Genomic DNA, 20,485 nt, shown 5'->3' with positions numbered 1-20,485 from the left:
CCAGGCCCGTCACCGTTCACCGGTCACCGCCGCCGGCCGCCCGCGCGTCCGCCAGCGCGAACGACACCGTCACCCGTGCGCCCCCGAGCGGCGCGCGGCTGATCGTCAGTTCCCCGTCCGCCGTACGGGCCGCCCGGGCCACGATGTCCAGGCCGAGCCCGGTGGAACCGCCGACGCTGACGCCCCGGGTGAGGGCCGCCTCGGGGTCCGCGACGCCCGGTCCCGCGTCGTCGACCGTGAGGTGCACGTGCCGGTCGCGGCGTTCCACGCGTACGACGAAGCGGGTGCCCTGTGGGGTGTGCCGGAAGACGTTGCCGATCAGGGCGTCGACGACGGCGGCGAGGTCGTCCTCGGGGAAGGCCACGGGGGTCGGGCGCGGGGTGAGGGACCGCTCGCACAGCCGCTCCTGCTGGGTGGCGAGGACCGACCAGAAGTCCAGGCGCAGGGCGACCACCTCGGCGACGTCGCACGGTTTCGCCGTGCCCGCCCCGGTCCCGGCGAGCTGGGCGGCCGCCAGGGGCGTGCGGGCCGCCGCGATGATCGAGTCCAGCTCGCGTTCGAGCTGCCCCGCGGCCTGAGTGACCCGCTGCGCGCTGGGCGTCGCGCCCATCCGGTCGGCCTCCAGGTAGAGGGCGGTCAGCGGGGTGCGCAGCCGGTGCGAGAGGTCGGCGACCAGCTCGCGTTCGACGGCGAGCAGGTCGACGACCCGGTCGGCCATGGTGTTGAACGCCACTCCCGCCTCCTGGAGCTCGGGCGGGCCGTCCGGTTCCACCCGTACGCCGAGGTCGCCGGAGCCGAGGGCGAGGGAGGCGCGCTTGAGGCCCCGGGAGGAGCGGACCACGCGGGCGCCCAGCCGGTCGGCGACCAGCACCGAGCCGCCCACCAGGCCCACGGCGAGCAGGGCCATCACCCCCCAGGAGGCCGTCACGCCCCGGGTGAGGTCGGCGGCGGGCACGTAGGCCTCGACGACCGCGACCCGGTCGCCCCGCAGCACGACGGGCTGGAGGTAGGCCCAGCCGTCCGGGGTGTCCACGGCGAGCGTCTCGCGCCCCCGTACGGCCCGGTCGAGCGCCTCCTCGGGCGCGTGCGGGGTGCCGACGAAGCCGCCGTCGGGCAGCCGTACGACCAGCTGGTCGGCGGAGCCGAGTTCCGCGACGGCCTGCTGGACGTCGGCGCGCCGGGTGGTGAGGGCGAGCACCGGCGAGAGGGCCGCGGCGCGCTGCTCGGCGGCGGTGGTGACCCGGTCGCGGGCCTGTTCGCGCACGAGGAGGGCGAGCGGGACGAGGAAGGACAGCGCCACCATGGAGGTGACGGCCAGGGCGATCCCGGCGAGGGCACGTCTCATGGCGTGCTGACCAGCTTGATGCCGATGCCGCGCACGGTGTGCAGATAGCGGGGCTTGCGCGCCTTCTCCCCCATCTTGCGGCGCAGTGCGGACAGGTGGACGTCCACCGTCTGGTCCTCCACGTACGGCTGCTGCCACACCTCGGCGAGGATCCGCCGGCGCGAGATGACCTGGTCGGCGTTGGCGGCCAGGTAGGCGAGCAGGTCGAACTCGCGGCGGGTGAGGGGCAGTTCCCGTCCGGCGAGGTGGGCGGTGCGGGCGGTGGGGTCGATGCGGAGGTCGGCGACCCGGAGGACCGGCAGCCGCGCCGCCCGGAGGTCGGCGGGCGCGGAGCGGCGCAGCACGGCGGCGAGCCGGGCCGCGAGCTGGCCCCCGGAGAAGGGCTTGACCAGGTAGTCGTCGGCGCCGGCGTTGAGCAGCCGGATGATCTCGGTCTCGTCGTCCCGGGCGGTGGCGACCAGCACCGGGACGCGGGATATGCCCCGGATCATCCGCAGCACGTCGAGTCCGTCGAGGTCGGGCAGGCCGAGGTCGAGCACGACGATGTCCGGCGGGCTCTGGGTGATGTCGCGCAGCGCCTCGAAACCCTGGTGTGCGGTCTTCACCGCGTAGCCGTGCCCGGTGAGCACCTCGATCAGCGCGGCCCGGATCACCGGGTCGTCCTCGACGACAAGTACGGAGGCCATGGGCAGGCACGTTAGCCGGTCCGTCACTATGGTGTCGTGTCCCGCCTCCTGCGCTACCTGATCATCTGGCTGTCCTGCACGGCGGCCAGTGTGACGGCTGTCATCATCACCATCCACTTCGTGGTGGGGTCGACCCGGCCGACGGCGCCGGTCGCGCAGACGGCGCCCGAGGAGCTGCCGGCCCCGCCCCGCCCGACCGTCTCCAAGACCGTGACGGCCACCCCCAGCCCGTCGCCGACCAGCCGGAAGCCCAGCCCGAAGCCGTCCCGCACCAGCGCGCGGCCGCCGGAGCCGGCCGCGACCCCCACGCCGACGCCGAGCCCCCGCACCACGGCCCCGCGACCCCCCGCGGGCGGGGGCGACCCGGGCTGCGAGGAGGGCGGGGCGGGCGTGTACACGGTGCCGTCCGAGGGCGGCAAGGCGACCGTGCGGTTCGGTGGTGGCGGGGTGTGCCTGATCTCGGCGGTGCCGAGCCGGGGCTTCACGGTGAGTACGGAGCAGGACGCCCCGCAGACGCTGAAGGTGACGTTCACGGCGAGCCGCCACCGCTCGGAGATCACCGCGACGACGCGGCCGCAGAGCCGGGCCGACGTCCGCGAGGTGTCCTGGTGACGGTCACGTCGTGGCGCAGGAGGCGCCGTTCAGGGTGAACGCGGTCGGGGCGGTGTTGGTGCCGCCCTTGTGGGCGGTGAAGCCGAGGGTGACCGTGCCGCCGGCCGGGATGGTCGCGGTGTAGGAGGCCGGGGCGACGCTGACCGCGCCCGCGTTCTGGGTGGCGGTGCCGCCCCACATGTTCGTGACCGTCTGGCCGTCGGCGAAGGCGAAGGCGAGCGTCCACGGGCCGACGGCGGCGCTCCCGGTGTTGCGGACGGCGATCTCGCCCTGGAAGCCGCCCGGCCACTCGCCCACGACGCGGTAGCCGACGGAGCAGGCGCCGCCCGGGGTGCCGCCGCCCTCGTCGGTGGTGACCTCCACGGCGGCGGAGGGGGCGGAGCGGTTGCCCGCCGCGTCGCGGGCGCGGACGGCGAAGGTGTAGGTGGTGGCGGCGGTGAGTCCGGTCACGGTGGCGGTGGTGGTGGCCGAGGAGGCGACCGTGGTCTCGGTACCGTCGCCGACGCGGACGACGTCGTAGCCGGTGACCGCGGTGTCGTCGGTGGCCGCGGTCCAGCCGAGGGTGACGGAGGTGTCCGTGACCGCGGTGGCGGCCGGGGTGCCGGGAGCCGTCGGGGCCCGGGTGTCCGGGGCGCCGCCGCCGTAGACGGTGGCCTCCTTCGCGGTCCGGGCGATGCCGTTGGCGCCGTGGAAGACGCGTTCGCCCCAGCCGCTCAGCCTGCTCGGGTCGAAGTCGAGCGCCAGGTCGAGGACCGGGTCGGTGTTGCCGCTCCACGACCAGGCCAGGTAGCCGAGGCCCAGTCGCTCGGCGGTGGCCATCATGGTGTCCTCGTCCGGGTCGCCGTACTGGTCGGCCGGACCGCCGAACTCGCCGATGAGGAGGGGCAGTTCCGCGTCGACGAACGCGTTCAGGTAGTCGGTGATCTCCTGGGCGGTGTCGAAGACGCTGTACATGTGGATGGAGAACATCAGGTTGCCGGTGGGGTCGGCGTCGTAGACCGACCGCGCGTTGGCGCGCATGACGCCCTGCCAGTCCTGGCCCCAGTTGGGGGCGTCCACCATGATCGTGTGCTGGAGCCCGGCGGCGCGCAGCTTCTTGACGGCCGCCACGGTCGGCTCGGTCCAGCCCGCGGGGTCGGTGTTGCCCCAGGGCTCGTTGCCGATGTTGACGACGACGTAGTCCTCCTGGCCGGCCAGCACGTCCTTGAGGCCGATCCAGTAGTCGGCGGCGTGGTCGAGGGTGCCGGCCGCGGCGTCCTCGCCGTAACCGGTGGTGTCGTGCACCTCCAGCACGCAGATCAGCCGGTTGGCCTTGCACTGCCCGATGACGGCGGCGACGTCCTCGGGGCCGTTCTCGCGCCAGCGGTACCCGTCGGAGAGGACCACCCGGACGCTGTTGGCGCCCAGCGCCTTGACGTCGGCCAGGGACTGCGTCTCGCCGGGGTACCAGGTGTGGGCGTGGTTGACCCCGCGCATCACGAAGTCGTTGCCGTTGCCCTCCACCAGCCGGCCCTCGCTGATGTGCAGGCCGGCCGCCCGCGCACCGGCCGGCCGGTCATCCGCGGCCCGGTCCGCGGGCGACTGGGCCACGGCGACGCCCGGGCAGAGGGCACCGACGACGACCAGCCCGATCAGCGCGGCGAGACCGGCCACCAGGCGGGCCGCGAGGGTGTTGGGTGCGGGGGTATCGCGTCTTGCTGTGCGCACGGCGACTCCAGGACTGAGTAGTGCGGACACGAGGGGGGTGGGGCGATGACTCCGGACTGTGGGAGCGCTCCCATGCGCCTCCATGAAACTCACTGCGCCACGTACACGTCAAGGCTGCGGACAGAAAACGCTTGCCCCGCCCGGAGCGGGGGCGGGGCGGCGCCGGTACCGTGCCGGTCCGGCCCTCACTCCACCGTCACCACGACCGAGTGCCAACCGCTCGCGCCGTCGGGCACGGTACGGGTACGCCGCTGTGTCTGCACCTGACCGGTCCGGTCGGTCGCCCGCACGGTGAGGGTGTGACCGCCCTTGGTGGCCCGCCAGGCGTACGACCACTGCCGCCAGGTGTCGCGCGAGTCCTCGGCGGCCAGGGTGGCCTCCTGCCAGGGGCCGTCGTCCACGCGGATCTCGACCTTGTCGATGCCGCGGTGCTGCGCCCACGCGACTCCGGCGACCATCCCCGTGCCCGCCTCCGGCCGGGCGAACGGCTTCGGCGTGTCGATCCGGGACTGGGTCTTGATGGGTGCCTCGCGGGCCCAGTCGCGCTTGACCCAGTACGCGCCGTAGGCGTCGAACGTGGTCAGCTCGATCTCCTCGATCCACTTGCAGGCCGAGACGTAGCCGTAGAGGCCGGGCACCAGCATGCGGACGGGGAAGCCGTGGTCGAAGGGCAGCGGCTCACCGTTCATGCCGAGGGCGAGCATCGCGTCCCGGCCGTCCATGACGTCCTCGACGGGGCTGCCGATGGTCATGCCGTCCACGGAGCGGGCCACGAGCTGGTCCGCCGGGCCACCCTGCGACGGACGCCGGACGCCGCACTCCTCCAGCAGGTCGGCGAGCCGGACGCCGATCCAGCGGGCGTTGCCCACGTACGGGCCGCCGACCTCGTTGGACACGCAGGTGAGGGTGATGTCCCGCTCGATCAGTTCCCGCCACAGCAGGTCGTCGAAGGTCAAGGTCCTCTCCCGGTCCACCCCGTCGCCGTGCACGCGCAGCCGCCAGGTCGTGGCGTCCACCTTGGGGACCACCAGGGCGGTGTCCACCCGGTAGAAGTCGCTGGTGGGAGTGAGGAACGGACTGGCCCCGGCCACCCTGACCTGGGCCCGCCGGGGCACGGCCGGGGCGCGTGAGCCGGGCGTCGGCAGGATGACGTTCTCCCGGGAGGCGACCGCTTCCCGGCCGCCCACGCCGCTCAGGGCCCGGCCGAGGACACCGGCCCCGGCCGAGGCCGCGGCGGCGGCGGTCGCCGCGATCACGAAGCGGCGCCGGTCCCAGCCCCCTCCCTGTTCTCCCCGCTCCCCCGGCGCCTCCCGGCGCGCCGGCGGCAGGAGGCCGACGAGGACGTACAGGAGCGCCGCGCCCGCGATCGCCCCCAGGACGGAGGGGAGGGCGTCCGTGACGCCGGTGGAGTCGGGCCTGCCGAGGGCCGCCGCGGCGCCGACGACGCCGAAGACGAGGACTCCCGCGGCTCCGGTGCGCCGGTGGCGGGCGGCGAACGCGCCGAGGGCCAGGGCGAACAGGGTCAGGACGGCGAGGATGCCGAGCTGGAGCACCAGCTTGTCGTCGGCGCCGAAGGTGCGGATCGCCCAGTCCTTCACGGCGGCCGGCGTACGGTCGATGGCGGCGGCGCCGACCGCGACGACCGGGCCGGCCTGCGGGCGTACCGCGGCCGCCGCCAACTCGGCGACGGCGAGCGCGGTGCCACCCGCCAGGAGCCCGCTGAGTGCCCCCAGCGCGAGGCGGGTCCAGGTCCTGGCCGACGGTTGGCGTGGGGTCTTGTCGTGGTCGCTCACGCCGGTAATCCGGCACCGGGCGGCGGACGGATTGGTGGCGCACCGCCCGCCGTCACCGCTCCCCGGTCCCGAAGGCGTGGTCCAGCACCGTGCGCAGTGCGTGTCGCACCGCCGTGCGCGACTCGTCGGTCACGTCGATCGTCTCGAAGCCGTGGTGGCCGTGCGGCACGTCGATGACCTCGACGTCGGCCCCGCAGTCCTCGGCCGCGGCCAGGAACTCTTGGACGGTGGCGGCGAGTTCCGGCATCTCCCGTCCCACCCGGGTGAGGACGACGGGCAGGTCACCCGCGTTGGCCACGGCGCGCGCCGGTCGCAGGCGGGTCTCGGACAGTCCCCAGTTCGGCAGGGGCGCCAGGACGGGGTAGGTGGCCGCCAGGCAGCGCAGCCACGTCGGGGGCGCGTCCAGCCAGTCGGCGGCGATCAGGCCGCCGCCGGAGAAGAACCACAGCGCGACCCGGTCCCCGTCCACGCGCGGATCGGCCCGCGCCAGCTCCACGGCGGCGGCCACGTCCGCGGCGGCCCGCTCGTAGTCGCCGAGGTCGTGCAGGCGGTGATCGAGGAGGACCCCAACGGCTCCGTCCCCGGCCACGCACCGCGCGTAGCCCGTCAGGCCGGGCCAGTCCCGCGGGGTGGGCCGGGCGTCGGCGGGGACCGGACCGCCGTGCACGAACACCACTGCGGGCCGCGGCTCCTCGGCGTCGGGCAGGTACAGGTCGACGTTCCCGTGCCGCTCCCTGGGGACGTCGGGCACGTCCATCAGGAACGGCTTCAGGTGCGCCGGCCCCGCGGCGTCGTCGACCGGTTCCAGCCGGTGTCCCTCGCCCGCCGCGGCCCGCAGCAGTACGTCCGTCAGCTCTTCGGGGCAGGACAGCATCGGCCAGTGGCCGGTGGGGAGTTCGAAGAAGGTCACCCGGGGGTCGGTCAGGGGGCGCAGCGCGGGGTCGCCGAGGCGCACCAGCATCTGGACCAGCTCGATGCTGGTGCCGTTGCCGGTGCACAGCACGCCGGTGGTGGGCACCTGGGCGACCGCGCCGGTCAGCCGCAGCGGCTGGAGCAGGGTGCCCAGGGGCTGCGGCGCGGCGAGGGCGGTGAGCCGGTCCAGTGCGGCGTCGGGGACTCCCGCGGTGCTGCCCCAGCGCGGCCACGCGTCGTGCGCCGGGGGTGGCAGCGTCTCCTGGGTCCGGTCCGCGCCGCCGGTCCCGACGGTTTCGGCGAGGCGTTCGCGCAGCGACTGGTCGGGCACGGCGGCCAGGGCCGGGACGCCGTCCCTCGGCAGGCCCGAGTCCAGGTGGACGATTCGCTCGATGCGCTCCGCACGCCGGTCGGCGGCACCGACCGCCGGGTGGATGCCGTAGTCGTGGCCGACCAGCACGATCCGCCGGTCCTCGGCCGCGCCCACCGAGTCGATCGCCGCGAGCACGTCCGCGATGTGGGTCTCCAGGTCCACGGCCGCTTCCGGGGCCGCGCGTGGTCCGTCGAGGCCGGTGAGGGCGACCGTGTGCACGTCGGCGCCCGCCGTGGTGAGGCGCGCGGCGGTGTCCTGCCAGATGTGTGTGCCGGTGAACATGCCCGGCACCAGGATGAACGTGGTCATGGTCTGCTCTCTCCTCCGTCCACGGGGTGCGGCCCGGCCGGATCACCGGGCCGCTGTCGCCGGTACGGTAGGAACTCCCCCTGAGGGAGGTTCAAGTGTTCACGTCGGACGACGGTCTGTGCGGCATCGGCGAACTGGCCGAGGGTGCGGGGGTCACCGTCAAGACGGTCCGCTTCTACTCGGACCGGGGCCTGCTGCCGGAGGCGTCCCGCAGTGCCGGCGGGCACCGGCGGTACGGTCCGCAGGCACTCGACCGGCTGCGGCTGATCCGTTCGCTGCGTGCCCTGGGGCTGGGCGTGCCCGAGGTGCGGCGGATTCTCGACGAGCGGTACGCGGACGGCGTGGCGGGCGGCGGGAGCGGGGCGGGCGGGGCGCTGGAGGCCGCGGTGGCGGGCCGGTTGCGTGAGGTCGGCTCGGAGCTGCGGGCGTTGCGCTGGCGGGAGGCCGCGCTGCGGCTGGTGCAGGAGGCCCCGCCCGGCGAGCAGGCCGACCGGCTGCGGCTGATCGGTGCCGTGTCCGTCCCGCCCAGCACGGCGCCGCTGGTGCGGTTCTGGCGGGGCTGGCTGCCGGCGCGGATGCCGGACCGGTCGGCCGGCGCGTTCCTGGACGTGGCGGTGCCGCAGCCGCCCGACGACCCCGCTCCGGCCCAGGTCCTGGCCTTCGCCCGGCTCAACGCCCTCACCCTCGCCCCGTGCCCGGGCACCGCCCGGCCCCAGCCCGAGGCACACCGGGCCGCCGGGGCGCGGGGGGCCGCCCTGCTGTACGCGGGGCTCGCGGAGGCGTACGAGCTGGCCGGAGTGCAGCTGCGCCGGGGCCGGGGACCGCACCCGGGTGAGGCGCTGGACGGGTTCGTCACCGCGTACACGAGTGCGTACGGAGTACGGGACACTCCGGGCTTCCGCCGCCGGCTGGCCGGGCAGCTCGCGGCCGATCCCCGGCTGGACGGCTACTGGGAGCTGGTGGCCGAGGTGAACACCGCGCCGGGCGGGCGGCCGGAGCCGACCCCCGGGACCGCGCACGACTGGCTGCTGGCGGCGCTGACCGCGCAGACGGGGGCGGGGCCGGATCAGGGCACGTCGCCCCGCCAGTCGAAACGGCGGGCGTCGCCCGGCCTCGGGGCGTAGGCGGAGCGGCCGCCCGGGCCGTAGCGGCCTATCTCCGTCGCCAGTGCCACGGGACGGTCGCGCTCCTGCTCCGTGAGGTCCGTGACGTCCAGCAGCAGGCCGTCCAGGGGGCCGCCCACCAGGTGGGCGTAGACGCGCCCGGCGCGCGGTCCGGGGCTGTCGTGGTCGGCGCCGTAGACCCTGCCCCGCATGAACTCCACCTCATCCATGAGGTGAAGCCTCGCATCCGCCACTGACAACGGCCCGCGCGCCGGGGACCGGCGGCCCCTACACGGGGGGTTCGTCCAGCAGTTCGAGGAGGCAGCGTGCGCCCGCGGCGGCCGTCGCGGCACCGGCGGCGCCGGACGCGGTGGGGAAGAGCCTGCCGTAGGCGGCGGCGCGGTTCAGGGCGCTGAGCCGCCAGGCGAGGCTCACCGCGCGCCGCAGCTGGGCGGGCGTGTGTCCGGCGCCGGTCCAGGGTTCGAGGTAGGCGTCGCGCAGGCGCGGCAGTACCCGCGTCCCGTAGTGCTCGGCCGCCCGGCGGGCGGGGACGGCGAGGCTGGAGAAGGGGTGGGCGACGACGGCGTCGCCCCAGTCGAAGAAGGTGAACCGGCCGGGTGCGGGACGAAAGAGCTGACCGTCGTGCAGGTCCGCGTGGTCGAGGGAGTCGGGGACGCCCAGGGCGGCGAGTTCCGCGCACCAGTCCGGCAGGCGGGGGCGCAGTTCCCGGAGCGCGGCCCGGTCCCGGGGCGGCAGCGGGGTCTCGTCGAGCCGGTCGAGGACGCCGGGCAGCGCGTCGGCGGGCACGGCGGGCACCCCCAGGCGTGCGATCTCGCTCGCGCGCGGGGTCAGGGCGTGCTGCACGGCCGCGTACTGGCGCAGGAGTTCCTCCCACGCGTCAGGGGTGACCGTCTCCCGGGCCAGGACGTCCCGGAAGAGCGGGCCCCCGTCGGGCAGCAGCGACCAGCCCCGGCCGGTGTCCACCGCCAGCGGCTGAAGGACGTGTCCGGGGACCCAGCGGGCGAGCACCGCGGTGAGCGCGCCCTCGAAGGCGCTGCCCGGCGGGTTCGCCTTGAACCAGACGGCGTCGCCTCCCTGGACGCCCAGCCGCAGCAGGACGGACCACGGGCGCAGCCGCACCCGCCACGGTCCCGTCGGACGCAGGCCGTGGGCCGCCAGCCGGGCCTCGATCCAGCCGACGGCCTCGGTGCGCCAGGCCGGTTCCTCCCAGGGGGTGACGGTGTCCTGGTACCGCCCCCGGTCCACGGTCACCGGCGCGTCGCTGAGCATCACGCCATCCCAGCACCGTGCGCCGCCCGCGGCCACCGGATTTCGCCCGCCCCGGGGGCCCTGGGACGGGCCTCCGGGGCGGGCGGGGCGGATCAGGCCAGGTCGAAGCGGTCGAGGTTCATGACCTTGACCCAGGCGGCGACGAAGTCGTGGACGAACTTCTCCTTGGCGTCGTCGCTCGCGTAGACCTCGGCGAGCGCCCGCAGCTCGGAGTTCGAGCCGAACACCAGGTCGGCGCGGCTGCCGGCCCACTTGACCTCGCCGGTGGCGGCGTCGCGGCCTTCGAAGGTGGTCTGGTCCTCGGACGTCGACTTCCACGTGGTGCCCAGGTCGAGCAGGTTGACGAAGAAGTCGTTGGTCAGCGAGCCGGGCGTCCGGGTGAACACGCCGAGCTGGGACTGCTGGTGGCCCGCGCCCAGCACGCGCAGGCCGCCGACCAGGACGGTCATCTCGGGCGCGCTCAGGGTGAGCAGGTTCGCCCGGTCCAGGAGCAGGTACTCGGCCGGCAGCCGGTTGCCCTTGCCGAGGTAGTTGCGGAAGCCGTCGGCGGTCGGTTCGAGCGCCTCGAACGACTCGGCGTCGGTGTGCTCCTCCGTCGCGTCCACACGGCCCGCGGCGAAGGGGACCTCCACCTGGAAACCGGCTTCCTTGGCGGCCTTCTCGACGGCGGCCGAGCCGCCGAGGACGATCAGGTCGGCCAGGGAGACCTTCTTCGCGCCGGACCCGGAGTTGAACTCCTGCTGGACGCCCTCCAGGACGCGCAGCACCTGCGCCAGCTCGTCGGGCTCGTTGACCTCCCAGCCGCGCTGCGGCTCGAGGCGGATGCGGGCGCCGTTGGCGCCGCCGCGCTTGTCGCTGCCGCGGAAGGTGGACGCCGAGGCCCACGCGGTGGTCACCAGCTGCGCCACGGACAGGCCGGACTCGAGGAGCTTGGTCTTGAGGGTCGCGATGTCCTCGGCGTCGATGGGCTCACCCTCGGGCTCGGGCAGCGGGTCCTGCCAGAGCAGGGTCTCCTCGGGCACCTCCGGGCCGAGGTACAGGGACTTGGGGCCCATGTCACGGTGGGTCAGCTTGAACCAGGCGCGGGCGAAGGCGTCCGCGAACTCCTCCGGGTTCTCGTAGAACCGGCGGGAGATCGGCCCGTAGACGGGGTCGAGGCGCAGCGACAGGTCGGTGGTGAGCATCCGCGGGCGGTGCTTCTTCGACGGGTCGTGCGCGTCGGGGATGATCTCCGGGGCGTCCTTGGCCACCCACTGGTTGGCGCCGGCCGGGCTCTGCTCCAGCTCGTACTCGTACTCGAAGAGGTTCTTGAAGAAGCCGTTGCCCCACTGGGTGGGCGTGCTGGTCCAGGTGACCTCGAGACCGGAGGTGATGGCGTCGCCGCCCTTGCCCGTGCCGTGGGTGCTCTTCCAGCCCAGGCCCTGCTGCTCCATGGCGGCGGCCTCGGGGTCGTCGCCGACGGCGTCGGCGGGACCGGCGCCGTGGGTCTTGCCGAAGGTGTGACCGCCGGCGATCAGCGCGACGGTCTCCTCGTCGTTCATCGCCATGCGGCGGAACGTCTCACGGATGTCGCGGGCGGCGGCGATCGGGTCCGGGTTGCCGTTGGGGCCTTCGGGGTTGACGTAGATGAGGCCCATCTGGACGGCGCCGAGCGGGTTCTCCAGCTCGCGGTCGCCGGTGTAGCGCCGGTCGTCGAGCCAGGTGGTCTCGGGGCCCCAGTAGACGTCCTCCTCGGCCTCCCAGACGTCGGCGCGGCCACCGGCGAAGCCGAAGGTCTCCAGGCCCATCGTCTCCAGGGCGACGTTGCCGGTGAGGACCAGCAGGTCGGCCCAGGAGAGGTTCTGGCCGTACTTCTTCTTGACCGGCCACAGCAGGCGGCGGGCCTTGTCGAGGTTGCCGTTGTCCGGCCAGCTGTTGAGCGGGGCGAAGCGCTGCTGGCCGGCGCCCGCGCCGCCGCGGCCGTCGCTGATGCGGTAGGTGCCCGCGCTGTGCCAGGCCATCCGGATCATCAGCGGGCCGTAGTTGCCGAAGTCCGCGGGCCACCAGTCCTGCGAGGTGGTCAGCACCTCGGCGATGTCCTGCTTCACGGCCGCCAGGTCGAGGGCGTTGAAGGCCGCGGCGTAGTCGAACTCCTCACCCAGCGGGTTGGCGACGGCCGGGTTCTTGGCGAGGATCTTCAGGTTGAGCCGCTCCGGCCACCACTGGCGGTTCCCGCCACCCTGCGTGGGGTGCGGGGCGCGACCGTGGGCGACCGGGCAACCACCCGGCTCCTCGGCCTTCGCGTCGGTCACGATGGCGTCGTGGTTCTCGGACATGGGAATCCTTCCGGACGGGGCGGATCAAGGTGCTGGGGAACTGCCGGGGGTGGAGCAGTCGGGGCACAGGCCCCGGTAGATGACCTCGGCCTCGTCTATCACGAAGCCGCGGTCGTCGGAGGCGGTCAGGCACGGCGCGTCGCCGACGGCGCAGTCGACGTCGGCGAGGGCACCGCAGGACCGGCACAGGACGTGGTGGTGGTTGTCACCGACCCGTCCCTCGAACCGCGCCGGGCCGCCGGGCGGTTCGATACGGCGCACGAGCCGTGCCGCCGTGAGGGCGTGCAGGGCGTCGTACACGGCCTGGAGGGAGACGTGCCCCACGCGCAGGCGCACGCCGGAGGTGAGCGCCTCGGCGTCGAGGTGGTCCCCCGCCCGTACGGTCTCGAGCAGCGCGACACGGGCGGCGGTCACCCGCAGTCCCGCCCGGCGCAGTTCGTCGGCGGTGGCCGGATTCCGGGAGTGCCGGGATGCCGTCATGGCGGCGAACCTACTCCCTGAAACACGAACCACTCAAGGAAACGAACAACTCCAGCGTGGTAAACAACGTGCGTGGTGGGCACTGGCATGGGATGCCGCCCCGTACGACGCGACGACAGGAATGAGTGGCCGGTGCTTTGGAAGACGTTCCGCTGGGCCTTCGCCGTCACGGCCCTCGGCCTGGCGGCGGGCGTGCTCTACGACGGCTGGACCGCCCTCGGCATCGTGGCGATCCTGTCCGTCCTGGAGATCTCGCTGTCCTTCGACAACGCGGTGATCAACGCCGGGATCCTGAAGAAGATGAACGCCTTCTGGCAGAAGATCTTCCTCACCGTCGGCATCGTGATCGCGGTGTTCGGCATGCGGCTGGTCTTCCCGGTGGTGATCGTGGCGATCAGTGCCCGGCTGAGTCCCTGGAACGCGGTGCATCTGGCGCTCACCGACAAGGACCGCTATCAGGAGCTGGTGACGGACGCCCATCCGTCGATCGCGGCCTTCGGTGGCATGTTCCTGATGATGATCTTCCTGGACTTCGTGTTCGAGGACCGGGAGATCAAGTGGCTGGGGTGGCTGGAGCGTCCGCTGGCCAAGCTCGGCAGGGTGGACATGCTGTCGGTCTGCATCGCCCTGGTCATGCTGCTGATCGCCGCGACCACCTTCGGCTCCCACGCCCACCAGCACGGCGGCACGCACGCCGACAAGGCGGAGACGGTCCTGCTCGCGGGCATCGCCGGTCTGATCACCTACATGGTCGTGGGCGGCCTCTCGGGCTTCTTCGAGCAGCGGCTCGAGAACGAGGAGGAGCGCGAGCAGGAGGCGGAGAAGGACGCGGAACGGGCCGGAAGGTCCTCCGGGTCCCCCGTCCGGCTGGCCGGCAAGGCCGCGTTCTTCATGTTCCTCTACCTGGAGGTCCTGGACGCCTCCTTCTCCTTCGACGGCGTCATCGGCGCCTTCGCCATCACCAACGACATCGTCCTGATGGCCCTCGGCCTCGGCATCGGCGCCATGTATGTGCGTTCGCTCACCGTCTACCTGGTCCGCCAGGGCACCCTCGACGACTACGTCTACCTGGAGCACGGTGCCCACTACGCCATCGGCGCCCTGTCGCTGATCCTGCTGGTCACCATCCAGTACGAGATCAACGAGATCATCACCGGCCTCATCGGCGTCGTCCTGATCGGTGCGTCCTTCTGGTCCTCCGTGCGCCGCAACCGCGCGCTGCGGACCGCCTCTTGAGCGGCCCGGCCGGTGCGCTAGGTTTGCATCGCCTTGACCACGATCACTCGCGATCCCTCACGCTACGGAGCCGGCAACGCCATGAGCGACATCGTCAACGGACTCGGCCGGGCCGCCGCCTACGGCGGCCTGGGGCTGGTCCTCCTGGTCCTCGGCATCGTCCTCGTGGACGTGCTGACACCCGGAAAGCTCGGCCGGCAGATCTGGGAGCAGCGCAACCGCAACGCCGCCCTGGTGCTCAGCTCCGCGCTGCTCGGCATCGGCGGCATCGTCTTCACCTCCATATGGACGACGTACGACGACTTCGGCAAGGGCCTGGTCTCCACGGCCGTGTTCGGACTGCTGGGCCTGGTGATGATGGCGGTGGCCTTCCTGGTGGTCGACCTGATCACCCCGGGGCGGCTGGGCGCGACGCTGGTCGAACCGGAGCCGCACCCGGCGGTGTGGGTGACGGCGTCCTGCAACCTCGCGGTCTCCGCCGTCATCGCGGCCTCGATCGCCTGACGCCGCTCCCCCGTCACCGCAGGCGCCTGATGTCCCCGCGCACCCGGTAGAAGCCACCCGACGCGGCGTGCAGCGCGTCGACCACGTAGCGCGCGCCCGGCTCCCGGATCGCCCTCGGGAACTGGACGTTCCACGACCGGTCGTACCCTTCCGACACCACATGGATGCGGGTGCGGCCGTTCTCCTGGACGCATTCGACGACGACGGAACCCGCAGGCGCCGCGGTCACGGTCGTCACGGCGGCGGCAGCGGTGGCGGGCGCGTACGTCGGCAGGGTGGCGGCGAGCTTCACGTCGCGGGCGACGGGCACCGAGCCCTGCTGGGCGGCCGTGACCGCCGCCTCGCTGGCGTCCACGCACACCAGGGAACCGTCGGTGGTGACGAGGAACAGCCGCTCGTCGCGGTACTGCATGGACAGCGCGGAGCCGCCGCCCGTGCCCAGCTTCCACAGCCGGGTGCCGTCCCGGTCGAAGCAGTACACCGAGGACGCGGAGTCGCCGGCGAAGACGAACCGGCCACCGGGAGAGGTGGCGCACGAGTACACCGGGCTGTCGCACCGGTAGGTCGCCTCGACGGCGCCGGTGGCCTTGGAGAGCCGCTGGACCGTGTGCCGCGCGGTGCCGGCGTAGACGGCGTCGTCCTCCTGCCAGCCGAAGAGCACAGCCCCCTGGGTGGGGGTGTGCCACAACTCGGCGCCGCCGTCCGGGGAGTGGGCGGTCACGCCGCGGGTGTGCCCGTGGTAGACGGCGCGGTCGTCGGCGCGCACCATCCAGGCGTGCTCACCGCGTCCGCCGCGCGACCACTGGTGTTCGTCCTCGTGGTCGATCACGGTGAGCCGTCCGGCGCGGTCCGCGACGTTCAGCACGCCCTCGTGGATGTCGAGCCAGAAGATGTCCACGTCGGCCGCGATGTCGTAGGCGGCGAAGGGCAGTTTGGACGACAGGTCGTAGACCCGGCCGTCGTCGCAGCCCGCGTAGATCCAGAAGTCGTCCGCGACCAGGCACTTGACGCCGTCGGGCAGTTGGTAGCGGGCGAGGACCTCGCCGCCGTGGGCGAGGGTGTAGACGTCGCCCGCCTGGTTGCCCACCCAGCACCGGTCCTCGTCGATGTGGATGCCGAACGCCGCGGAGCCGGTGCGGAACCGCCACAGGACCGGTGCGACCGCGCGGGCGGTGGACGGCGCGGAGGCCACCTGCCGGCGGGTGACCGCGCGGGGCGCGCGCTGTCCCCGCACGGCGGCCTCGTAGCCCTTGCGGACCTTCTCGCCTATCTTCTTGGCGGCCGCGGCCTCGGCCTTCTTGGCGGTGGGGAAGGTCGACGTCTGGGTCTGTCCCGCCGCGCCGATCCTGCCGTAGCGCACCGTCACGACCTGCCCCTGGACGGTCACTTCGTAGAACTTGTGCGCGCTTCCGTCGTCCTGCGACAGCTCCAGGTACGTCGTCGACATGGCAGACCTCTCCCCGCTCGGGCCCGCGGCGTGTTCCGCGGTTTCCACTGATCACACCGTAGGAGGTGCCACTGACAGTGGGCCGCGACCACGGACCGGGGTGCGGCGGCGGCTGCGGGTGCGGCGGCTCAGGAGACGGTCGCGGGCGGCGGGGTCCAGCGACGGCTGCGGGCCGCGGGGCCGGAGAGGCCGTACTCCTTCCTCAGTTGTTCGGGGATGGCGTAGTGCATCACACGTCCGCGGGTGAGGGAGGAGAGTTCGAGGGCGGTGGTGAGGTGGCCGAGCCGGTCCAGGGCCCAGGCGCCCAGCGGCGAGCGGTCCTCGATCGTCTCCAGGACGCCGAGGAGGTGCGGCGCGGCCTTGACGACGGTGTCCCAGGGGGTGCGGGGCACGTCCAGCCAGTCGGCGCACGTGTCGCCGACGAGGTAGCGGATCAGCGCGGAGACGACCGGGTCGAGGAGGGTGCCGGGGACGACGTCCTCGTACAGGTCGATCAGTTGCCGTGTGAGGTGGGCGCCCTCTTCGGAGGGGCCCATGTGGCGGAGCATGTACGCGTCGAGGAACTGTCGCGCGTCCTCGAGCGTGGTGGGGACGGCCGCCTGGTCGACGCCGAGGATGGCACCGACGACGCGCCAGGCGTAGTAGTAGGCGTCCGCGCCCTCGGCGGACATGTGGATGCCGAGCCGGTGCAGGCTGTCCAGGACGAGCAGGGAGAAGAACATCTGCCCGCCGATCATGTCCTCCTGGCAGATCGGCACGCCGAGGGTGTCGGTGTCCCAGCGGTTCTCGCGCGTGAGGTGGTGGCGGATGGCGGCGTGCAGGAGGCGTACCTTCTGGGCGGCCGGGACGAAGCGTCCGCCGGCCTCGAACGCGTCGGGCCGCATGAGGTAGACGGTGAACTGGCCGGTCTCCGCCATCCGTTTGGAGGGGTAGTTGAGGCCGTGGGTGGCCGACAGCAGCCGGGCGACGTGCGGGACCAGGTAGCAGGCGGGCATGGACGCGAACGACAGCGCGGTGGAGATGTGCACGTTGTTGTCGATGAAGAACAGGCGGGCCTTCTCCATCTCGTCCCAGTCCACCCAGTCCGGCGGGGTGGCGGTCACCCGCAGGTACTCCCGGGCGACGCCGGGCAGGCCCTCGGGGAGTTCCTGGCCGGTGGTGGAGACGTAGCGCATCAGGGAGTTGAAGGTGCCGACCTCGCCGCGCTCGAACAGGGTGGCGACGACCGCGTCGGCCAGTTCGTCTCCGCTGCGGCGCAGGGCGTCCATCGACTTCTCGGTGGGGGGCATCGTGGTCTCCTCGTCAGTGCGTGCGGTCGGTGGCCTGCCGGGCGAGTTCACCGAGCGCCCGGCGCGCGTGCGGTGGTGTCCCGGCGCTGTCCAGGGCGCGGGTGGCGCGCTCCACGCGGGTCGCGATCATCTGCTCGATCCGTTGCGGCGCCCGCAGCTCCCGCATGAGGTGGCGCACCTCGCGCAGATGGGTGGCGTCCAGGTCGTCGCGGCCCAGCAGGCGCCGCAGCCGGGCTCGTTGGGACGCGTCGGCGGCCTTCCAGGTCTCGGCCAGCAGGGCGGTGGGCCGGTGGGTGCGCAGGTCGTCCAGGGCCGCCTTGCCGGTGCGTTCCTGGTCCCCGAACAGGCCGAGCAGGTCGTCGCGCAGCTGGAACGCCTCGCCGAGCGGCAGTCCGTAGGCCCGGTAGGTGTCCCGCAGCGCGGGGGCGGCGCCGGCGAGCAGGCCGCCGATGAGCAGGGGGTGCTCGACGGTGTACTTGGCGGTCTTGTAGCGGACGACCTTCAGGGAGGTGTCGGTGTCCGGCGCCCCGCCGGTGTGCAGGATCTCCAGGCACTCACCGGCGATGAGTTCGCGGGCGAGCGCGGTCCACAGGTCCCGGGCGCGGGCGAGATAGGCGGCCGGCAGACCGCTGGTGGTGAACAGGCGGCCCGCGAGGACCATCAGGTGGTCGCCTACCAGCATGGCCAGGGATCGCGCCGCCGTCCGGGCTCCGGGGCGGCCGTCCCGGGCGAGCACGGCCTCCAGGGCCACGTGGGCGGTGGGCAGGCCGTGGCGCAGGGCGCTGTCGTCGATGAGGTCGTCGTGGACGATCGCGGCGGCGTGCACCAGTTCCATGGAGGCCGCCGCCCGCAGCAGCGCGTCGCTCTCGGGCTGTCCGGCCGCCCGCCAGCCCCAGTAGCAGAAGGCCGCGCGCAGCCGTTTGCCGTGTCCGGCCGCGTTCCGCAGCTGCTCGGCCACGGGCGCGAGGTCTTCGTCGACCGCCACGAGGTGACCGGCCTCCTCGGTCAGGAAGTCCCGCAGGACGCCGTCGACGCGGGCCCTGAAGCCGACCGGGTCCCAGTGGTCAGACATCGCCGTCGTCGGCGGCCCGGCGCGCCTGCACGTGCTGGGCGAGCACCTCCAGGTGAGCGGGGGGCACGTGCGCGCAGCGGTCCAGGGCCAGCCTGCCCCGGGCCTGGAGGTCCTGTTCCGCCTCACGCACCAGGTCGGCGGTGTCCGAGCGGCCGAGGAGCCCGCGCAGGCCGCTCATCGCCGAGCCGATCGTGCTCACCGCCAGGTCGGCCAGTCCGGCGACCAGCAGCACGGCCCGGTCGTCACCGCCCGGTCCCTGTCGTGTCGAGTGCGCCATGCTTCTCCCCCAAAGGGTCACGGGACGGAAGCGCCTGGTCGACGGCGCCTCCGGTCAGAGCATGACCGGGCACACGGGGCGGAAGATCCCGAATACCCCTTTGAGCGACATGGGGAACAGGTGTCAGGCGGTCCGCTCGACGCTCCACCGCGGCAGCCGCTCGAAGAAGGCGACGGCGTCCTCGCGCCACCGGGGCCGCCACCCCGTCGCCACCGCGCGGGCCTGTTCGGCGTATTGGCGCATGTCCGCGCGCATCCGGTCGGCGACGCCGGCGCGTTCGGCGATCGCGCGGATCTCCGCGACGGTCTCCGGTGTGCAGGCGGGATCACCCAGGGCCTGCTCCACGAAGGCCCGCTCCGGCCCGCTCACGGCGGACAGCAGGCGGACCACGGTGTACGTGTGCCTGCCCTCGCGGATGTCGGTGCCGGTCGGCTTCCCCATCGCCGCCGGGTCACCGAACAGGTCCAGGTAGTCGTCGCGCATCTGCCCGCAGATGCCGATCAGCCGGGCGTAGTGGCTCAACTCCGGTTCGTAGGCGTCCGGTCGGCTTCCCGCGGCCAGGAGGCCGAGGCGCAGCGGGGCGAGGACCGAGTACCGGGCCGACTTGTGGTCGGCGACGGTGTGCAGGAGCTCGTCGTCCGGGGCGGCGGGGGTGAAGTCGCGTTCCAGGTCGACGATCTGGCCCACGAAGGTGTCGGCCGCCGCCCGGGTCTGGACCTCGACCATGGCCTGGCGCAGCCCGACCGGCAGCCGGGCTTCGAGGAGCACGCGCAGGGAGAGCGCCAGCGCGAGGTCGCCCGCGAGCACGGTGAGGGCGAGAGCCGCCCGTGGATGCCGGGGGAACTTCTCCCGGAAGGCGTAGTAGGTGCTGGGGCCGCCCCTGCGGGTGGCGCTGTCGTCGATGAGGTCGTCGTGCACCAGGCCGTGGGTCTGGAGCAGTTCGACGCTCAGCGCGGCGGCGTCCAGCCCTTCCACCGGCTCGGCGGTGACCAGCCGCGCCGCCTCGTGCAGCAGAACGACCCGCATCCGCTTGCCGCCGCGCAGCGACAGGTCGCGCAGCAACTCCACGCAGTCCGGGGTGAAGCGGCTGAAGGACGGGGCGTCCAGCGTCGCGCCGAGCGTGTCGAAGTACTCCGCGAACAGCGCGTTGAACCGGCGCTCGTACCCCGCGACGCGGTCCGGCGGCTGCTCGGTCATGACGAAGTCCTCCTGTGAACGGGCGGATGGCGCGCTCAGCAGTGTGTCAGGACGGGCCGTGAGGCGCGCGGCGCGGGTCGCGCGCACACACCTCGGCCCGGTCCCGCCGATCGCGGGGCCGGGCCGGGGTGGGAGTGCCGCTCAGCCCTGGCGGGCCTTGGAGCGCGGGGTCTTCTTGTTGATCACGTAGGTCACGCCCCGGCGGCGCACCACCTGTGCGCCGGGCTTGGCCTTGAGGGCGCGCAGGGAGTTGCGGACCTTCATGACTGCCTCCTCGTTCTCCTCGGTGCCGTTCAGCGTTCCTCGCGGAACGGCACGTGCTCCCCCGCCACCGGGTCGTACTTGCGCAGGACGAGCCGGTCGGGGTCGTTGAGGCGGTTCTTGCGGGTGACGTAGGTGACGCCGGTGCCCGCGGTCGACTTCAGCTTGACGACGGGGCGTGCGGTGCTGCGTGCCATGGTGCTCCTTCCGACCGCGGCGCGGGGCTGTCGTTCTGTCCCGCGCATGTCAGTCACGCTCCACAACGCCGGCGGCCGCC

The 20,485-nt window shown here is 73.4% G+C and carries 20 protein-coding genes; 4 read left to right on the top strand and 16 right to left on the bottom strand.

Features of this window, described 5'->3' with window-relative positions:
• Nucleotides 1-16: 16 nt before the first annotated feature.
• Nucleotides 17-1,345 (bottom strand): ATP-binding protein, encoded by a 1,329-nt coding sequence (locus tag ACIRGB_RS21515; RefSeq protein WP_403867309.1) that lies wholly within the window; start codon nt 1,343-1,345, stop codon nt 17-19.
• Nucleotides 1,342-2,031: a response regulator transcription factor gene (locus ACIRGB_RS21510; RefSeq protein WP_403867306.1), complete on the bottom strand. Its 690-nt coding sequence runs from the start codon at nt 2,029-2,031 to the stop codon at nt 1,342-1,344. The genes ACIRGB_RS21515 and ACIRGB_RS21510 overlap by 4 nt, the downstream gene beginning before the upstream one ends.
• Nucleotides 2,032-2,067: 36 nt before the next feature.
• On the opposite strand from ACIRGB_RS21510, the gene ACIRGB_RS21505 reads away from it, so the two are divergent.
• Nucleotides 2,068-2,643 carry a hypothetical protein gene (locus tag ACIRGB_RS21505; RefSeq protein ID WP_403867303.1) on the top strand — a complete coding sequence of 192 codons (576 nt, stop codon included), beginning with the start codon at nt 2,068-2,070 and terminating at the stop codon, nt 2,641-2,643.
• 3 nt (nt 2,644-2,646) lie between these two features.
• On the opposite strand, the gene ACIRGB_RS21500 is transcribed toward ACIRGB_RS21505, so the two are convergent.
• The 3 genes from ACIRGB_RS21500 to ACIRGB_RS21490 form a co-directional block, all read right to left on the bottom strand.
• On the bottom strand, nt 2,647-4,350 hold the full coding sequence (locus ACIRGB_RS21500) for a cellulase family glycosylhydrolase (RefSeq protein WP_403867300.1): 1,704 nt from the start codon (nt 4,348-4,350) through the stop codon (nt 2,647-2,649).
• Nucleotides 4,351-4,535: 185 nt separating this feature from the next.
• On the bottom strand, nt 4,536-6,143 hold the full coding sequence (locus ACIRGB_RS21495; protein WP_403867297.1) for a molybdopterin-dependent oxidoreductase: 1,608 nt from the start codon (nt 6,141-6,143) through the stop codon (nt 4,536-4,538).
• Between the two features lie 52 nt (nt 6,144-6,195).
• A complete protein-coding gene (locus ACIRGB_RS21490; protein WP_403867295.1) occupies nt 6,196-7,737 on the bottom strand; it encodes an alpha/beta hydrolase in 1,542 nt (513 codons plus the stop codon).
• Nucleotides 7,738-7,832: 95 nt separating this feature from the next.
• Here ACIRGB_RS21490 and ACIRGB_RS21485 point away from each other — a divergent pair, with 95 nt between their 5' ends.
• Nucleotides 7,833-8,861 carry a MerR family transcriptional regulator gene (locus ACIRGB_RS21485; protein WP_403867292.1) on the top strand — a complete coding sequence of 343 codons (1,029 nt, stop codon included), beginning with the start codon at nt 7,833-7,835 and terminating at the stop codon, nt 8,859-8,861.
• Here ACIRGB_RS21485 and ACIRGB_RS21480 read toward each other — a convergent pair.
• The 4 genes from ACIRGB_RS21480 to ACIRGB_RS21465 form a co-directional block, all read right to left on the bottom strand.
• Nucleotides 8,804-9,070: a hypothetical protein gene (locus tag ACIRGB_RS21480; RefSeq protein WP_403867290.1), complete on the bottom strand. Its 267-nt coding sequence runs from the start codon at nt 9,068-9,070 to the stop codon at nt 8,804-8,806. The genes ACIRGB_RS21485 and ACIRGB_RS21480 overlap by 58 nt on opposite strands.
• A gap of 58 nt (nt 9,071-9,128) precedes the next feature.
• Entirely contained in the window at nt 9,129-10,130 is a 1,002-nt protein-coding gene (locus tag ACIRGB_RS21475) for a phosphotransferase (protein WP_403867287.1), read from the bottom strand.
• A gap of 92 nt (nt 10,131-10,222) precedes the next feature.
• The gene (gene katG, locus ACIRGB_RS21470; protein ID WP_403867284.1) at nt 10,223-12,445 is read right to left on the bottom strand and encodes a catalase/peroxidase HPI; all 2,223 of its coding nucleotides are present in this window, start codon (nt 12,443-12,445) and stop codon (nt 10,223-10,225) included.
• A gap of 24 nt (nt 12,446-12,469) precedes the next feature.
• Nucleotides 12,470-12,925: a Fur family transcriptional regulator gene (locus ACIRGB_RS21465; RefSeq protein ID WP_403867281.1), complete on the bottom strand. Its 456-nt coding sequence runs from the start codon at nt 12,923-12,925 to the stop codon at nt 12,470-12,472.
• 132 nt (nt 12,926-13,057) lie between these two features.
• On the opposite strand from ACIRGB_RS21465, the gene ACIRGB_RS21460 reads away from it, so the two are divergent.
• Together ACIRGB_RS21460 and ACIRGB_RS21455 are read left to right on the top strand one after the other, a co-directional pair.
• On the top strand, nt 13,058-14,161 hold the full coding sequence (locus tag ACIRGB_RS21460; protein ID WP_403867278.1) for a DUF475 domain-containing protein: 1,104 nt from the start codon (nt 13,058-13,060) through the stop codon (nt 14,159-14,161).
• An 81-nt stretch (nt 14,162-14,242) separates the two neighbouring features.
• Nucleotides 14,243-14,665 (top strand): DUF350 domain-containing protein, encoded by a 423-nt coding sequence (locus tag ACIRGB_RS21455; protein ID WP_403867276.1) that lies wholly within the window; start codon nt 14,243-14,245, stop codon nt 14,663-14,665.
• A gap of 13 nt (nt 14,666-14,678) precedes the next feature.
• Here ACIRGB_RS21455 and ACIRGB_RS21450 read toward each other — a convergent pair whose 3' ends face one another.
• From ACIRGB_RS21450 to rpmG, 7 genes are all read right to left on the bottom strand, one after another.
• Nucleotides 14,679-16,112 carry a WGR domain-containing protein gene (locus tag ACIRGB_RS21450; RefSeq protein ID WP_403867273.1) on the bottom strand — a complete coding sequence of 478 codons (1,434 nt, stop codon included), beginning with the start codon at nt 16,110-16,112 and terminating at the stop codon, nt 14,679-14,681.
• A 128-nt stretch (nt 16,113-16,240) separates the two neighbouring features.
• Nucleotides 16,241-17,401 carry an oxygenase MpaB family protein gene (locus tag ACIRGB_RS21445; protein WP_403867271.1) on the bottom strand — a complete coding sequence of 387 codons (1,161 nt, stop codon included), beginning with the start codon at nt 17,399-17,401 and terminating at the stop codon, nt 16,241-16,243.
• A 13-nt stretch (nt 17,402-17,414) separates the two neighbouring features.
• Nucleotides 17,415-18,473, bottom strand: coding sequence for a polyprenyl synthetase family protein (locus tag ACIRGB_RS21440; protein WP_403867268.1), 1,059 nt, complete (start codon nt 18,471-18,473; stop codon nt 17,415-17,417).
• On the bottom strand, nt 18,466-18,750 hold the full coding sequence (locus ACIRGB_RS21435; protein WP_403867265.1) for a polyprenyl synthetase: 285 nt from the start codon (nt 18,748-18,750) through the stop codon (nt 18,466-18,468). The genes ACIRGB_RS21440 and ACIRGB_RS21435 overlap by 8 nt, the downstream gene beginning before the upstream one ends.
• A 123-nt stretch (nt 18,751-18,873) precedes the next feature.
• A complete protein-coding gene (locus ACIRGB_RS21430) occupies nt 18,874-19,947 on the bottom strand; it encodes a polyprenyl synthetase family protein (RefSeq protein ID WP_403867262.1) in 1,074 nt (357 codons plus the stop codon).
• Nucleotides 19,948-20,088: 141 nt separating this feature from the next.
• Entirely contained in the window at nt 20,089-20,211 is a 123-nt protein-coding gene (ykgO, locus tag ACIRGB_RS21425; protein ID WP_403867259.1) for a type B 50S ribosomal protein L36, read from the bottom strand.
• Between the two features lie 29 nt (nt 20,212-20,240).
• Complete coding sequence (rpmG, locus tag ACIRGB_RS21420; protein WP_003978292.1) at nt 20,241-20,405, bottom strand: 50S ribosomal protein L33; 165 nt, start codon at nt 20,403-20,405, stop codon at nt 20,241-20,243.
• Nucleotides 20,406-20,485 lie beyond the last annotated feature (80 nt).

It is taken from the genome of Streptomyces sp. NPDC102490, assembly GCF_044765285.1.
Classification (GTDB): Bacteria; Actinomycetota; Actinomycetes; order Streptomycetales; family Streptomycetaceae; genus Streptomyces.
This window is presented reverse-complemented; position numbering and strand designations above follow the sequence as displayed.